Consider the following 13,987-nt stretch of genomic DNA (forward strand, 5'->3'; position numbering starts at 1 on the left):
CGCCCTCCTCTGAGCCAAGGTCTGCCTCCACCCTGGCTGCTCCGGATCGCCGATCCGGCGGCAGCTGTCTTGAACCGATCCTGCGCAGTGGCCGCGCGGTCCCCGACTGAGGAAGATGCCTCATGCTGAATCAACCAGTAGTTACCTTCGGACTGGAAAGCTCTCTGTTCGGCCTTCCCGTCGCGCTCGTCCAGGAGATCCTCGATCCCCGTCCGGTGTCGCGCCTCCCCCACGCGCCGTCGCACCTCATGGGCGTGACGGACGTCAGGGGCAGCTCGGTCGCCGTCATCGACCTTCGCACCTACTTGGGCGAGCCGATGAGGCCCGATGCGGCGGACACGCGCATCATGGTTCTCAAGCTCGACAGGGATGGGGCCGCGCTTCTCGTGGCCCTCAGGGTCGACCGGGTGATCGAGGTGACGAGCCTGGACGACGACCGCCTCGAGCCGCTGGCCGAAGCTGCTCTCCTGAACTGGGACCAGCGGATGGTCGAAGGCATCGGCCGTCGGAACGGGACATTCGTCACCGTCCTGCGCTTGGCCGGCCTGTTCGACCGAGACGTCATGGACGCGATGGCGACGGGTCGGCCAAGGCAGGCGGCCAGTCAGGACGCGGAGGCGGCCTTTGCCGGGCTGGCCAGCGCATGAGCACCCAGATCCTCCGCTCGCGGTACCCTGCGCGGTTCCGTCAGATCGTCCATGAGGCCACAGGCATCCATCTTCCTGAAAGCAAGGATGGCATGGTGGAGTCCCGGCTGCGCCCGCGGCTGGTGGCCCTGGGGCTTACCGATGCCGGTGAATATTTCCGCTACCTGTTCGAGGAGAATGGTCTCGAAACAGAACTGGCAAGCCTCATCGAACTCGTCACCACGAACAAGACCGACTTCTTTCGGGAGGTCCAGCATTACAACCTGCTTCAGGACATGATGATCCCTGCTGCCCTCAGGACCGGACGGGCGGGCGGGCGGGTCAGCTTCAAGTTCTGGAGCGCGGCCGCGTCGACCGGGGCCGAAGCCTGGTCGGCGGCGATGGTTCTGGCGGAAGCCCAGGCCCGTGCGCCCGAGTTGGACTGGGCCGTGCTGGGCACCGACATCTCGCGCCGCGTGCTGAAGACGGCCGTCCGCGCCATCTATCCCGAAGCCGAGCTCATCCCGGTGCCTCCCATGCTGCGGGACCGGTACGCGATGGTTGGGCGCGACAAGGATGGTTTGCCTTTGCGCCGCATCGTGCCGGAATTGCGCCAGCGCGTCCGCTTCGAGGAGATGAACCTCATGGACAGGACCTATCCGGTGGATCGCAACCTGGATGCGATCTTTCTGCGCAACGTGCTGATCTACTTCGATCCTCCGACCCAGGCTCGCGTGATCGCCACGATCGCATCGCATCTCCGTCCCGGTGGGCATCTCGTGGTCGGACATGCGGAGTCGATGATCGTGCGCCAGTCCGGCCTGAAACAGGTCGCCCCGGCCGTGTTCGAGCGGCAAGGCAAACTCGAGACGGACGCCATGGCTGGCCATTTGACCCAGCCATCCATGCATATGGGAGCCATGCCATGACCGCCGGCCCGATCAAGGTCATGATCGTCGATGACAGCGCCAGCATCAGGGCGGGGCTCAAGGCCCTGCTGTCCACGGACCCGGAGATCGAGGTCATCGCCTCCGCCGCCGACCCGTTCGAGGCCGCCGAGCGGCTCCGCTCGATGGTGCCCGATGTCATGCTTCTCGATATCGAGATGCCAAGAATGGATGGCCTGACGTTCCTGAGCAAGATCATGGCTCAGCGGCCCTTGCCGGTCGTCATCTGCTCCAGCCATACCGAGGCCGGGTCCAAGACGGCGATGCGCGCCCTGGAGTTGGGGGCCGCCGAGGTGATCGGGAAGCCGAACCTGGGCAGCCCACGCGAGCGCCAGGAAGCGCAGATGCGCGTGTGCGATGCCGTGCACGCGGCTGTCCAGACCAGGCCCGGCGCGCGTGGGTCGACGCCCCGCCCGATGCAACCGGGGCCGAAGCATACAGCCGACGTCATCCTGCCGCCTGCGCGCGCGCATGCCGCCAAGCCGCCGCAGACCGCGCCCCTGGTGGCGATCGGCGCTTCGACTGGCGGCACCGAAGCTCTTGCGTCCATCTTGCGTGAACTGCCGCCGAACGCCCCGCCGGTCGTGATCGTGCAGCACATGCCCGAGCGCTTCACCGCCGCGTTCGCCCAACGTCTCGACGGATTGTGCCGGGTGCGGGTGGCCGAGGCCGTGACCGGCGACCAACTCACGAGCGGACTGGTGCTTATCGCTCCGGGCGACCATCACCTGCTGCTAAGGCGTCAAGGCGTCAACTACAGGGTCGAGGTGGTCGAAGGCCCGTATGTCGCGCGGCACCGTCCCTCGGTGGATGTGCTGTTCCGCTCGGTCGCGCAGGCAGCGGGGCCCAACGCCCTGGGGATCCTGCTGACCGGCATGGGAGACGACGGCGCGCGCGGTCTCCTGGAGATGAAGCAGGCGGGTTCGGGCACCATCGCCCAGGACGAGGCCACATCCGTGGTCTTCGGCATGCCGCGCGAGGCGTTGCGGATGGGAGCCACCGAACGGGCACTGCCACTGGGCCGAATGGCCAACGAGATCGTGACCTGGGGGAGGAAACATGTTGGATCGGTCCAGTGATATCGACCCTGCTCGGCAGGAAGCCTCTGAGGTCACGGCCCTGGACTGGTCGCCCCTGACCCGGGTCGCCGTCGTGAGGAGCCGCACCGAAGCCGTTTTCGGGGCGTCGCTCGATGCCATGCTGGGGGCAGTGGACGACCTTAGCCTGACGGAGTCGTCGCTCGCCGCTCTGGCGGACGCGCTGTCGCCCGCAACGATGGTTCGCCTCAAGTCGCTTCAGCCCCGGTTCCAGGATCTCAGCCGGCAGGTCGAGGCCAAGGCTGATCGGTGCCGCGTGGCGGCCGGTGCCTTGGGCGGCCTCATGAGGGACGCCCGCAGCCGGCTCGAGGAACTTCGTCGCCTCGCCCGCACGGCGACCCTGGTGTCGCTCAACGCCTTGGTCGTCAGCCGCACGCTGAACTCGGACGGCGGCACCATCGACGGCTTGGCCCGGGACATGAGGGCGGTGCTGGGCGAGGTGGGTGGCCTGGTTGCCGATCTTGCCGTTCGCATCTCGGCCGGACAGTCCGAGCTCAACGGGGTGGCCGAGCAGACGGCCAAACTGCAGACGCTCGCGCACAAGGACGTCCTTCCTGCGATCCGGACGCTGTCCGAACTGATTCAAGCCAAGTCCCGCGACGACCGGATCGCCCGCTCGGCCGGGTTGGTGTCCAAGCGGTTCCGCGCGCTTCAGGATCGCGTCAGCCAGGTCATCCTGCACCTTCAGGTGGGGGACGGCTTCCGCCAAAGGCTCGAACACATCGAGGCTATCCTGGCGATGGCCCAGGATCCCGACAACGCGTCGATTCGAACGATGCTGCACCGGCTCGGGGCCGCACAGCTTCGCGGCGCGCTCATCGACCTCAGATCCTCTCTTCAGGTCGCAGGGCGCCACATCCGCGCGATGAGCCGGATGGGGGCCGAGATCCCGCGCGCGGGGGCGATCAGCGCGATCAGGGGTGGACAAGATGGGCTGGGTGTCCTGCTGTCCGCAGCCTCGGGCATGGAGACCGTGATCGAACGGCTGTCCGACAGGAGCGGTCGCCTCACCGTCACGTCGCGCGGGTTGGCGGCCACGCTGGCCGGCGCCGGGCAGAACGCCGATCAGGCTGCCGAGTTCGAGCGGCGAATGACTGTCCTGGGTCTCAATGCCATCCTCCTGGCCTCGCGCCTGGGATCCGAAGGCCGCGCGATGGAGGAAGTGGCGCAGCAGCAGCGCGACATCGCTCGCAGCATCATCGAGGTCATGGGCCTGCTCCGCAAGGAGTTGGAAGCCGTGGTCGTGACCTCGGGTGCACTCGACGCTCCGGAAGACGAGACCTTGACGGGGACGCTGCATGCCGCGGCCGAAGCGGCCCTGGAGATCTCCATCCTGTCGGGCCGGGTGCGCGGGCACCTCGCGGCCATGGACAGCGTCCGCGGGTCGGACGAGATCGCCGTCGTCGTGGAGCGTGCGGGACGCGAACTCGATCACTTCATGGACATGGCCAAGGGACTGGACGAGGTTGCGCGCGTCCTTGATCAGGGACATGTCGCGGCAGAGGCGCCCCCGGGTCACAGCGAGACGTTCGCTCGTGTCCGGACGCTCTACTCCATGCAATCCGAGCGCGACATCCATGACCGGATGTTCCCCCGGGATGCTGCGGCGGAAATCGCAGCCGAGCCCGAGGAGGAGGACGACTTCCTCTTCGCCTGACGTCTGATCGCTTCGACGGCGCTGCTACCCAGAGTGCGGCGCCGTCCACATGCCTTCGGCCCCCGGCGTGTATCGCCCTCAATGCCCTGGACCAAAGATGTGAGCCATGGAACCGCCTGGCGGCGCCGGCGCTCCGTCACTGATGGATCCCGGGGGCGGACAATGGTGCAACTCTTTCTCGACTGCGATGGTGTTCTGGCGGACTTCGAGACCTATGCGACCGAGGTTCTGGGCATGGCTCCCCGTGACTTCGAGGCGCAGCATGGGCCCAGACGTTTCTGGAGCCGTATCGCCGCGCACGAAGACTTCTTCTTCAACCTGCCGCTGATGCCCGATGCGCGCGACCTTTGGGACGCGGTGGCCCACCTCGACCCTGTGATCCTGACCGGCCTTCCGCACGGCAATTGGGCCGCGCCGCAGAAGATGCGCTGGGCGTCCAGACACTTTCCCGATGCACGCATGATCACGACCATGGCACGCGCCAAGCGGGATCACATGAAGGCACCGGGAGACATCCTCGTGGACGATCTCCTGAAGTACCGGCCCCTGTGGGAGGAGGCCGGTGGCATCTTCGTCCATCATCGCAGCACCAGGGAGACCTTGGCTGCTCTGAAGGATCTTAGACTGGACATCCACGCATAGCTCCCGATCTCTTCCATGCCCTGGATGCATGACGGGCCTGCAGTGGAAGGGGCTGATACGGCGGCCCCTGAACCCCATCTCTCGTCTCGATAGCGCTAACACGCGCAACGAGGGGCCGTCAGGTCCCGCCATCTTTCAGGGAAGCAGTTCATCATGGCCTATGCCAACACCTCCTACTCGTCCTTTGCCCGCCCGCAGGGCGACAGCCTGCTGGCCCGTCTGGCGAGCCATTTCGCCGCACGCCGCCGCTATCACGAGACGCGCCGGGAGCTTGGCGCGCTGAGCGACCGTGATCTCATGGATCTTGGCATCCACCGCAGCAACATCTCCGATATCGCGGCCGAAGCGGCCCGGAACTTCTGAGGGGCCGAACGTCTGCCGTCCATGGAGGACGGAACGTCTTGCGCTCTGGTTGGTTCTCGGATCAGTCCGCAGCGTCCCACCCGGGCGGCGCCGGCGGCGTCCCTAATGTGGAGCATGTGTGGTTGACCGACGACGTCCTCGACTGCTGCATCATCGGCGGCGGCCCGGCTGGGCTGACCGCCGCCATCTTTCTTGCACGCTTCCGCCGCCGCTTCGTTCTCATCGACGCGGGCGAGAGCCGCGCCTCCTGGATCCCCCGGTCGCACAACCATCCGGCCTTTCCGGGCGGCATCAACGGCGAAGAGCTGCTCGACCGCATGCGGCGGCAGGTGGATGAGTTCGGCGGCACGCGCCTGTCCGGCGTCGTCACCCGGATCTCGCGCGAGGGGGAGGGGCCGTTCCGGATCGACACCGGACAGGGCACACTGGTTGCGCGTCACCTGATCCTTGCGACAGGCGTCCGGGACAACCTGCCGGCCGTGCCGGATGCCGTGTCGCACGTCCGCCGGGGTACCATCCGTCAGTGCCCGATCTGCGACGGCTACGAAGTCACCGGGAAACGGATTGCGGTCCTTGGCTCGGCCGCCTGTGCGGCGGGCGAGGCGCTGTTCCTGCGAACCTACACCTCCGACATAACCGTGGTGACCCTGGGGGAATCCCTGTCGATCGCCGATGACGATCGGGCCCGGCTGGATGATCTTGGAATCCGTCTCATCGAAGCGCCGGTCGATCGTGTCGCTTGCGACGATGGCACCGTCGAGGTGACCCTGGGTGACGGTCAGGTCATGACCTTCGACGCCGTCTATGCTGGGCTGGGGATCGAGCCCCGGACCAGTCTGGCCCATGAGCTGGACGTCCAGCTATCGGACGACGGGCGGGTCGTGACGGACGCGAAGCAGCGCACCAGCGCCCCGCAGGTCTATGCCGCGGGCGACGCGGTGACCGGCCTGAACCAGATCGCCGTCGCCATGGCGCAAGCCGAGGTGGCAGCCGTGGACATTCACAACGAGTTGCGCCGGGCCGAGAAGATGTGCCTTCTCCAGACGGCCTCCTGACCATGGACCGACCGACACCGACAGGCCAGGGCGCGCCCAAGGGGGATTGCCCGTCCTTTCGACAAGGCGCATCAGCGCACCCTGACCCCAGACAGACCGTCATACCGGACCCATCATGAACAGATCCCTGACGGGCGCGCTGTCGCGCCCGGAATTCGTGGCGCTGATTGCCGCGATCATGTCCCTCAATGCCCTGGCCATCGACGTGATGCTGCCGGCCTTGCCCCATATGGGCGACGCGCTGGGCGTGAGCGACGACAACCACCGCCAGTTCGTGGTGTCGGTCTACATGATCGGCTTCGCGGTGGGGCAACTCCTCATCGGGCCGCTTTCGGACCGCTACGGGCGACGGGTGCCGCTGCTGATCGGGATCGGCGTCTATGTGGTGGCCGTTCTCGCGGCGGCCTTTGCCCCGACCTTCGGCGCCCTTCTTGGGCTGCGCTTCGTGCAGGGCCTGGGCGCCGCCTCCACCCGCGTCGTGGCGACCGCCGTGGTCCGGGACCGCTTCTCGGGGCGGGCGATGGCCGAGGTGATGTCCCTGGTCTTCATGGTCTTCATGGTGATCCCCGTCGTGGCCCCCGGACTGGGCGAGGTGCTGCTGCAGGTGAGCCCGTGGCAGAGCATCTTCGTCTTCATGGGCGTTCTGGCCACGGCCTTCGGCATTTGGGCCTTCCTCCGCCTGCCCGAGACGCTCGAGCCCGAGCACAGGCGGCCCCTGACCGCGCGCTCCATCTTCGGGGGGTTCCGCCTCGTGGTCGAGAACCGGATGGCGCTGTGGTACGCGCTGGCCGGGACCTTCACCTTCGGCGCGCTGTTCGGCTTCATCAGCACGGCGCAGCAGATCTATGTCGATCTGTATGGCCTGGGGGTCTGGTTCCCGGCCGCCTTCGCCTTCGTGGCGGGGCTGATGGCGCTGTCCTCGTTCCTCAACTCGCAGATCGTCCGGCGGCTCGGGATGCGGAGGCTCGCGCATTTCGCGATCCTGGCCTTCACCGGGCTGAGTGGCGTGCTCCTGCTGGTGAGCCTTGGGGGCCTGCCGCCGCTCTGGCTGTTCCTTGGGCTCCTGTCGGCTGTCATGTTCATGTTCGGCTGGGCTGCGTCCAACATGAACGCGCTGTCGCTCCAGCCGCTCGGGGCCGTCGCGGGCACGGCGTCGTCGGTGTTCGGCTTCATCCAGACCTTGGGGGGCGCCCTGCTCGGCGGCTTCGTGGGGCAGCAGTTCAATGGAACGGTGATCCCCACGGTGACGGGCTACTTCGTCCTGGGGGTCCTGGCCGTCGCTTGCGTGCTCGTCGCCGAGCGTGGCCGCCTGTTCAACGAAGTGCAGGAGGGCGCTCAGGCCTGACGCCATGACGGCGTGGGGTCAGCCGGCCTCGGGAGACACCGGTGTCCGCCGCGCCGCCGGATCCTTGTGGATCAGCACGTCAGCCAGCGGATAGGCCCGGATGATCTCGCGCTTGAGCGCCGCGCCAATGGCATGAGCCTCGTCCAGGGTCTGGTCGCCATCGAGTTCGATGTGGAGGTTGACGAAGATCCGGCTTCCGGCGGTCCGGGTCTTGAGGTCGTGATACCCCCGCACCCCCGGAAAGGCCGAGGTGATCGCGGCGATCCCGTCGATGACCGCCGGGTCTGCGCGCCGGTCCATGAGGGCGTCGAACGCCCGTCGTCCCAGCCCAAGCGCCCCGACCACCATCAGCCCCGCCGCGGCTAGCGCCACGACCGAGTCGATCTGCGTCAGCCCGAACGCCGCCGAGGCCCAGAGCGCCAGCAATCCCCCGATGGATGGGATCAGGTCCCCGATGTAGTGGAGTGAATCAGCCGCCACGACCGGGTTGCCCGTCCGCCTCACGACCTGCCGCTGCCAGGCCACCAGCCCCAGGGTCAGCAGGATCGACAGTCCGAGCACCAGCGCCCCCGCGCCTTCGGCCGCGATCTCGGGCGGCGCGACGGCCAGCAGCCGGCGCAGCGACGCCACCGCGATCACCCCGGCCGAGACCAGGATGAACACCGATTGCATCAGCGCCGCGAGATCCTCGGCCGAGGTGTGGCCGAAGGCATGATCCTCGTCGGCAGGCTTGGCGGCATAGACGATGGCCGCGAGCCCGCCCGCCGACATCAGCAGATCCATAGCGGAATCCACCAACGTCGCCGCGATGGACAGAGCGCCCGTCTGCCCCAGCGCCCAAAGCTTCAGCAGCACCAGCGTCAAGGCCACAAGAACCGAGGCCACGCCCGCGGACAGGTTCAGGCGCGCGCCCGAATCGGGCGCAGGAGAAGGGGTCGCGTTCATGCGGCGCAGCTAGACCGCTCCGGACGCCTAGTCGAGAACCTCGTCGGCCCCTACGCCCCAGATCGCGTCCTTGGGCGCCCAGCCGCCGTAGCCGCCGGCGCTGATCCGGCACCAGCCGGCCTCGCAAGACTCAAGGCGGGCCACGACGTTCTGCTCCAGCAGCGCCACGGCCTGCGATCCTTCGTCGGGGCGGGTCCGCAGCGGCATCTCGTCTTGGTCCACGATCACCGTGCGGGTTCCGGACAGGAGCGAGTAGTGCACCCAGCCGCCCTCGCCATCGCGATCCTCGACCCGCCGCCAATGCCCGTACTCGGCCGTGATCTGGAGCGGCATGTCCTCGCGGGTGAAGACCCAGTCGATCCGCTGGTCCAGGGCGGGACCGCGGCGCGCGTTGCCTTCGTCGGTCTTGAGCGACACGTAACGGGGCAGGGGCAGGTTCGTCTCGGGCCCCAACGTCGGCGACCCGGCCGGTGCCGGCGCGACCGACGAGGCAGGCACCACGATCTGGTCGGCTGCAGGGATCACGAGGTTGGCCGGACGGGCGAGCGGCCGCACTTGGGCGCAGGCCGGCCAGGCCGTCACCGCGCCCATCAAGAGCGTCGCACACAGGCGCGTCCACCGCCGTTCCGTCATGCTGCCCTCATTGCCCCGATTCGCGAAAGGTCCCCCTTTCGTCGTTGCCGGGAACTCTGCCACAACCTGGGGGTTTATCGAAAGCCGCCTGCACTTGTGTGGGCCAATCCCGGCCGAGTTGTGTTGTCCCTGCGCGACGGTTGACAGCCTGGCGGCCTGTGCCCACCCCTGTCCTGCATCGCAACCTACTGCACGCTCCTTCATCACCTCTTGCCCGACCTCAGGGCCAGCCGGGGCGCGGTGGTGAACGTGTCGTCCAAGACGGCGCTCACGGGGCAGGGCGGCACTTCGGCCTATGTGGCCGTCAAGGCCGCGCAACTGGGCCTGACGCGGGAATGGGCAGCCGAGCTGGCCCCGGACGGCATCCGGATCAACGCCGTGATCCTCGCCGAGGTCATGACCCCGCTCGATCGCCGCCTTCTCGACGCCCAACCCGATCCGCGCGCCGAGGAAGCCCGCATCGCCGCCCGTATCCCGCTCGGCCCCCTCATGACCACCCCGCGCGAGATCGCGGACGTCGTCGTGTTCCTCCTGTCCGACCGGGCGAGCCACACGACCGGGCAGTGGATCGTCCCGCACGACGGCCACACCCATCTCCACCGTGCCCTCTAGGGTCAGGGGATCAGCACCGTCGATCCCGTGGTTGCCCGGCCCTCCAGCGCGCGGTGGGCCTCCTGCACCTGGTCCAGGGGAAAGCGCTGGTCGATCCGCACCCGGATCGCGCCGCTTTCGATCTTGCCGAACAGGTCGGCTGCCATCGCGCGACAGGTCGCAGGGTCGGCGACATGGGTGAACATGGTGGGCCGGGTCAGTTGCAGCGACCCCTTGGCGGCAAGCGTCATGATGTCCACCGGCGGCACCTTGCCCGAGGCGTTCCCGAACGAGATCATCATCCCAAGCGGCCGCAGGCAGTCGAGCGAGGCGTCAAAGGTGTCGCGACCAACGCCGTCCATGACGACGTCCACCCCGCGACCATCGGTCAGTCGCTTCACCTCCGCCGCGACATCTGCCTCCCGGTAGTTGATGGCCTCCGACGCCCCATGTTCCAGGGCCAGCGCGCATTTCTCGGCCGAGCCCGCCGTCCCGATCAGCCGAATGCCTTCGGACCGGGCCCATTGGCAGGCGATCAGGCCGACGCCACCGGCCGCGGCCTGGAACAGGACCGTGTCGCCCGGGGCCAGGGGCGTCGTGCGGCGGAACAGGAACTGGACCGTCAGCCCCTTGAGCATGACCGCTGCTCCCTCCTCGAAGGAGATGCCGTCGGGCAGCGGCACGACTACCCCGGCCGGCAGGATGCGCGCCTCGGCATAGGCCCCCGCCGGTCCGCCGGCATAGGCCGCCCGGTCCCCTGCCTTCAGATGGGTCACGCCGTCGCCCACGGCCTCCACGATCCCGGCACCTTCCTGCCCCAAGGCCGCCGGGAGCGGCATCTGATACAGGCCCGACCGCTGGTAGACGTCAATGAAGTTGAGGCCGATTGCATGGTGCCGGATGCGGACCTCGCCCGGCCCCGGCTCGCCCAGGGCGCGATCCTCGATCTCCATCACCTCGGGCCCGCCATGCTGGCGAATCGTGACGGCGCGAACGGTCTGGGTCATCGAAGGCTCCTGAAGCACTAGGGACATGGTGCAGGCTAGCCTCAGTCCGGGCGCGAGTGAACGCTTCGCTTGCACAACCGGAACCCGACGCAGTCCATGGAGTTTGACTTCCAAATGCCTGTTCTGAAAAGGAGTTCACCATGCTCGGATGGGCCGTCACCTTTCTGGTGATCGCATTGATCGCAGCGCTGTTCGGCTTCGGGGGCATCGCCTCCGCTTCGGCCGGCATCGCCCAGATCATCTTCTTCGTCTTCATCGTGCTGTTCGTGATCGCGATGATCATGCGCGCGGTGCGGGGTCGTCCCCCAGTCTGACACCCCGTCTGACCCCCGGGTTCCAAGCCCCGGCCCGGCTTGTCGCCGCGGCCGGGGACTTGTCAGGATGCAGAGGGCGCCCGCAGTGCCGCAGATCGGCATGAGCGAACATCATCAACAGCTTGCCGGCCGAGGCTGAACCGGCAGGGCAGCAACCCGCTCCCGGTCGGTCCGGGCCCGTTCAGCGATAAGAGTTCAACGATAAACCTGATCCTCGGTCGGGAACGCCCGCGCGCGCACGTCTTCGGCGTAGGATCTGACTGCCTCCTCGATCATGCCCCCAAGCTGGCCATAGACCTTGACGAACTTGGGCGGGCGCGGGCTCAGCCCGAGCATGTCCTCCAGCACGAGGATCTGACCGTCGCAGGCCGGCGAGGCTCCGATGCCGATGGTGGGGATGGGGCATTGCGCCGTGATCCGGGCCGCAAGCGGCTCCACCATGCCTTCCAGCACCACGGCAAAGGCGCCCGCCTCGGCCACCACGCGGGCGTCGGTCTCGTGGGTCGGCCAGGTCTCCTCCTGACGCCCTTGCGTCTTGAACCCGCCCATGACGTGGCTCGACTGCGGGGTGAGGCCGATATGGGCCATGACGGGAATCCCCCGCTCGGTCAGGAAGCGGATCGTCTCGCCCATCCGCGCGCCGCCCTCGAGCTTGACCGCGCCGCAGCCCGTTTCCTTCATGACGTGGGCGGCGTTCCGAAAGGCCATGTTCGGGCTTTCCTCGTAGCTGCCAAAGGGCATGTCGACGACCACCAACGCCCGCTTGGTGCCCCGCACGACCGCCCGCCCATGCATGACCATGAGGTCGAGCGGCACGCCCACCGTGGTCTCCATCCCATGCATCACCATGCCAAGGGAATCGCCCACCAGGATGATCTCCGCATGGCGGTCCACGATGGCCGCCGTGTGCGCGTGATACGAGGTCAGGGACACGATGGGCGCGCCGCCCTTGCGGGCCCGGATCTGGGGGACCGTGATGCGGCGGACGGGGGCTGTGGGCTCGGTGCTCATCGCGTCTCCTGGGGTGGGTCGATCTCGCGTTGGTCGATCAGCAGGACGCCCCCGAACTCGGCCGAGAGCATGATCCCCGCGCGGCGGGTCAGATGCCGCACCACGGGACGGAAGCTTGCCGCGTCCACGATGTCGAGCCCTTTCAGGACGGCGCGGGGCTCGGAGCCGATGACGTCGCGGATGGCTTGCATCATCGTCTCGACCGGGGCGCCCTCGGCGGCCAGCGCCTCGGCCCGATCAAGGGCGCGGCTCAGAACCGGAGCGGCGGCGCGATCCTCGGGCGAAAGGCGGACGTTGCGCGACGACATGGCCAGCCCGTCAGGCTCGCGCAGCGTCGGCACGCCCAGGATGTCCACCGGCATGTGGAGGTCGCGCACCATACGCCGGATCACGGCCAATTGCTGGTAGTCCTTTTCCCCGAAGAGCGCGACATCGGGTTGAACGATGTTGAGGAGCTTGGTCACCACCGTCGCCACGCCCCGGAAATGCCCAGGCCGCACGGCCCCGTGGTAAAGCCCCGCGAGCCGGCTCGTTTCCACGATCGTCTCGTCGCCCTCGGGATACATCGCCTCGACGGCGGGAAGGAACAGGGCTCCCACGCCGTGATCCTCAAGCAGCCGGGTGTCGGCTTCGATGGTTCGCGGATAGGCCGCCAAGTCCTTGGGGTCCCCGAACTGCGTGGGGTTCACGAAGATGGAGGCGACCACCCGGTCAGCCTGCGCTTGGGCCTGCCCTACCAAGGCCATGTGGCCCGCGTGGAGCGCGCCCATGGTCGGCACGAGCGCCACCCGGTCCCCGGCGCGCCGCCAACCCGCGACGGTGTCGCGGATTGCCTCGACTGTGCGGCAGATCTCCATGCCTCTCTCCGTCCTGCCCCTCCCGATGTGTAAGGTCGGGCCGACCGGCGGGCAAGGCGGGGGAGGCGGACGGCCACCTCCCCCCCCCCCGTCGCTCGATCAGTTGATCAGCAGCTCGCGGTCGTTCAGCGGCTGCAGCGGCCGCGCGTCGTTCGGGAACATGGCGGAGAAGGCGGCGCTCGCCTCGTCGGACACGGCCATCTTCTCGGTCGTCACGGTCCAGGTCACCGCCTCCGAGCAGGGCGGCGTGGTGAGCGAACCCTCGTAGCGGTCGAACAGCCCACCGGCCGGGAGCAGGGCGCTCGGGTCCGCGATGCCGGCCGGCGCTTCGCCTTCGTGGATCGGGGCAGCCGCAAGCACCGCATCGACTGGGCCGACAGCCCCACCGCCGGTCAGCATCACGCCGATCACGGCCAGCGCGCCGTCGGCAGCCTTGTGGACGAAATGGACCTCCATCTCGGTGTGGGCCGCGTCCACGGCGTGCTCCGAGGGGTGGTGGAAGTGGAACTGCACGAGGTCATAGGTCTTGCCGGCGATCTCGATCTGGCCAGCGGCTCCGCCATGGGCGGGCGCGGCCTGAACCGTGTGGCCGTTGTTGATCGCGGTCCAGTCGGTGTCCGAGGCCCAGACGGGGGCGCTCGCAGCCACGTCGCCATGCATGGCGCCGCTCAGGTCGATGGGGGACTGGTGGGCTCCCTTGGCGCACAGCGCGTTCGCGGGATCGAGCGCCGCCCAGGCGTCGGGACCGGCATCGCCGTCATAGGCCCAATGCGCACCCTCGGCCCAGAGGGCCTGCGGCGCGAGAAGGAAAGCCAGGGCGGCGGCAGAATGGGCAAGTTTCAGGCTGTCGGTCTCCGAGGTTCAATAACGGCACCTCTCCGACGCGGATCTCTAACG

General features: G+C 68.0%; 16 protein-coding genes. 10 read left to right on the plus strand and 6 right to left on the minus strand.

Annotated features, from left to right (window positions below; translation table 11 throughout):
- Positions 1 to 122 precede the first annotated feature (122 nt).
- The 8 genes from FHG66_RS04140 to FHG66_RS04175 all read left to right on the plus strand — a co-directional run bounded on the left by FHG66_RS04140 (position 123) and on the right by FHG66_RS04175 (position 7,732).
- Positions 123 to 647, plus strand: a complete 525-nt coding sequence (locus FHG66_RS04140) for a chemotaxis protein CheW (RefSeq protein WP_139075421.1) — start codon at positions 123 to 125, stop codon at positions 645 to 647.
- Positions 644 to 1,555 carry a CheR family methyltransferase gene (locus FHG66_RS04145; protein WP_139075422.1) on the plus strand — a complete coding sequence of 304 codons (912 nt, stop codon included), beginning with the start codon at positions 644 to 646 and terminating at the stop codon, positions 1,553 to 1,555. Before FHG66_RS04140 ends, FHG66_RS04145 begins: the two co-directional genes overlap by 4 nt.
- Positions 1,552 to 2,652, plus strand: a complete 1,101-nt coding sequence (locus FHG66_RS04150) for a protein-glutamate methylesterase/protein-glutamine glutaminase (RefSeq protein WP_139075423.1) — start codon at positions 1,552 to 1,554, stop codon at positions 2,650 to 2,652. Before FHG66_RS04145 ends, FHG66_RS04150 begins: the two co-directional genes overlap by 4 nt.
- Positions 2,633 to 4,327 (plus strand): hypothetical protein, encoded by a 1,695-nt coding sequence (locus FHG66_RS04155; RefSeq protein ID WP_139075424.1) that lies wholly within the window; start codon positions 2,633 to 2,635, stop codon positions 4,325 to 4,327. The genes FHG66_RS04150 and FHG66_RS04155 overlap by 20 nt, the downstream gene beginning before the upstream one ends.
- Before the next feature lie 162 nt (positions 4,328 to 4,489).
- Positions 4,490 to 4,969, plus strand: coding sequence for a hypothetical protein (locus FHG66_RS04160; protein WP_139075425.1), 480 nt, complete (start codon positions 4,490 to 4,492; stop codon positions 4,967 to 4,969).
- Positions 4,970 to 5,122: 153 nt separating this feature from the next.
- Positions 5,123 to 5,332, plus strand: coding sequence for a DUF1127 domain-containing protein (locus FHG66_RS04165; protein WP_139075426.1), 210 nt, complete (start codon positions 5,123 to 5,125; stop codon positions 5,330 to 5,332).
- Positions 5,333 to 5,454: 122 nt separating this feature from the next.
- The gene (locus FHG66_RS04170; protein WP_218013787.1) at positions 5,455 to 6,387 is read left to right on the plus strand and encodes an NAD(P)/FAD-dependent oxidoreductase; all 933 of its coding nucleotides are present in this window, start codon (positions 5,455 to 5,457) and stop codon (positions 6,385 to 6,387) included.
- A 115-nt stretch (positions 6,388 to 6,502) separates the two neighbouring features.
- The gene (locus tag FHG66_RS04175) at positions 6,503 to 7,732 is read left to right on the plus strand and encodes a multidrug effflux MFS transporter (RefSeq protein ID WP_218013788.1); all 1,230 of its coding nucleotides are present in this window, start codon (positions 6,503 to 6,505) and stop codon (positions 7,730 to 7,732) included.
- Positions 7,733 to 7,750: 18 nt separating this feature from the next.
- On the opposite strand, the gene FHG66_RS04180 is transcribed toward FHG66_RS04175, so the two are convergent.
- Together FHG66_RS04180 and FHG66_RS04185 are read right to left on the minus strand one after the other, a co-directional pair.
- Positions 7,751 to 8,677, minus strand: coding sequence for a cation diffusion facilitator family transporter (locus FHG66_RS04180; protein WP_139075427.1), 927 nt, complete (start codon positions 8,675 to 8,677; stop codon positions 7,751 to 7,753).
- Between the two features lie 27 nt (positions 8,678 to 8,704).
- The gene (locus tag FHG66_RS04185) at positions 8,705 to 9,310 is read right to left on the minus strand and encodes an SH3 domain-containing protein (protein WP_246082448.1); all 606 of its coding nucleotides are present in this window, start codon (positions 9,308 to 9,310) and stop codon (positions 8,705 to 8,707) included.
- 177 nt (positions 9,311 to 9,487) lie between these two features.
- On the opposite strand from FHG66_RS04185, the gene FHG66_RS04190 reads away from it, so the two are divergent.
- Complete coding sequence (locus FHG66_RS04190) at positions 9,488 to 9,922, plus strand: SDR family oxidoreductase (protein ID WP_281282901.1); 435 nt, start codon at positions 9,488 to 9,490, stop codon at positions 9,920 to 9,922.
- Between the two features lie 2 nt (positions 9,923 to 9,924).
- Here the strand turns inward: FHG66_RS04190 and FHG66_RS04195 are convergent, their stop codons facing one another.
- Complete coding sequence (locus tag FHG66_RS04195) at positions 9,925 to 10,908, minus strand: quinone oxidoreductase family protein (RefSeq protein ID WP_139075429.1); 984 nt, start codon at positions 10,906 to 10,908, stop codon at positions 9,925 to 9,927.
- A 140-nt stretch (positions 10,909 to 11,048) separates the two neighbouring features.
- Here FHG66_RS04195 and FHG66_RS04200 point away from each other — a divergent pair, with 140 nt between their 5' ends.
- Positions 11,049 to 11,222 carry a DUF1328 domain-containing protein gene (locus FHG66_RS04200; protein ID WP_139075430.1) on the plus strand — a complete coding sequence of 58 codons (174 nt, stop codon included), beginning with the start codon at positions 11,049 to 11,051 and terminating at the stop codon, positions 11,220 to 11,222.
- A 195-nt stretch (positions 11,223 to 11,417) separates the two neighbouring features.
- Here FHG66_RS04200 and panB read toward each other — a convergent pair whose 3' ends face one another.
- From panB to FHG66_RS04215, 3 genes are all read right to left on the minus strand, one after another.
- A complete protein-coding gene (panB, locus tag FHG66_RS04205) occupies positions 11,418 to 12,233 on the minus strand; it encodes a 3-methyl-2-oxobutanoate hydroxymethyltransferase (protein WP_139075431.1) in 816 nt (271 codons plus the stop codon).
- Positions 12,230 to 13,090: a pantoate--beta-alanine ligase gene (gene panC, locus FHG66_RS04210; protein WP_139075432.1), complete on the minus strand. Its 861-nt coding sequence runs from the start codon at positions 13,088 to 13,090 to the stop codon at positions 12,230 to 12,232. Before panC ends, panB begins: the two co-directional genes overlap by 4 nt.
- Before the next feature lie 99 nt (positions 13,091 to 13,189).
- Entirely contained in the window at positions 13,190 to 13,933 is a 744-nt protein-coding gene (locus FHG66_RS04215) for a carbonic anhydrase (protein ID WP_139075433.1), read from the minus strand.
- Positions 13,934 to 13,987 lie beyond the last annotated feature (54 nt).

The sequence above is a fragment of the Rubellimicrobium rubrum genome (assembly GCF_006152115.1).
Taxonomy (GTDB): Bacteria; Pseudomonadota; Alphaproteobacteria; order Rhodobacterales; family Rhodobacteraceae; genus Rubellimicrobium; species Rubellimicrobium rubrum.

Coding starts and splice junctions, on each gene's coding strand:
- FHG66_RS04165 (WP_139075426.1), top strand. CDS start 5,123: ATGGCCTATGCCAACACCTCCTACTCGTCCTTTGCCCGCCCGCAGGGC.
- FHG66_RS04155 (WP_139075424.1), top strand. CDS start 2,633: ATGTTGGATCGGTCCAGTGATATCGACCCTGCTCGGCAGGAAGCCTCT.
- FHG66_RS04150 (WP_139075423.1), top strand. CDS start 1,552: ATGACCGCCGGCCCGATCAAGGTCATGATCGTCGATGACAGCGCCAGC.
- FHG66_RS04160 (WP_139075425.1), top strand. CDS start 4,490: ATGGTGCAACTCTTTCTCGACTGCGATGGTGTTCTGGCGGACTTCGAG.
- panC (WP_139075432.1), bottom strand. CDS start 13,090: ATGGAGATCTGCCGCACAGTCGAGGCAATCCGCGACACCGTCGCGGGT.
- FHG66_RS04185 (WP_246082448.1), bottom strand. CDS start 9,310: ATGACGGAACGGCGGTGGACGCGCCTGTGTGCGACGCTCTTGATGGGC.
- FHG66_RS04180 (WP_139075427.1), bottom strand. CDS start 8,677: ATGAACGCGACCCCTTCTCCTGCGCCCGATTCGGGCGCGCGCCTGAAC.
- FHG66_RS04200 (WP_139075430.1), top strand. CDS start 11,049: ATGCTCGGATGGGCCGTCACCTTTCTGGTGATCGCATTGATCGCAGCG.
- panB (WP_139075431.1), bottom strand. CDS start 12,233: ATGAGCACCGAGCCCACAGCCCCCGTCCGCCGCATCACGGTCCCCCAG.
- FHG66_RS04145 (WP_139075422.1), top strand. CDS start 644: ATGAGCACCCAGATCCTCCGCTCGCGGTACCCTGCGCGGTTCCGTCAG.
- FHG66_RS04140 (WP_139075421.1), top strand. CDS start 123: ATGCTGAATCAACCAGTAGTTACCTTCGGACTGGAAAGCTCTCTGTTC.
- FHG66_RS04175 (WP_218013788.1), top strand. CDS start 6,503: ATGAACAGATCCCTGACGGGCGCGCTGTCGCGCCCGGAATTCGTGGCG.
- FHG66_RS04195 (WP_139075429.1), bottom strand. CDS start 10,908: ATGACCCAGACCGTTCGCGCCGTCACGATTCGCCAGCATGGCGGGCCC.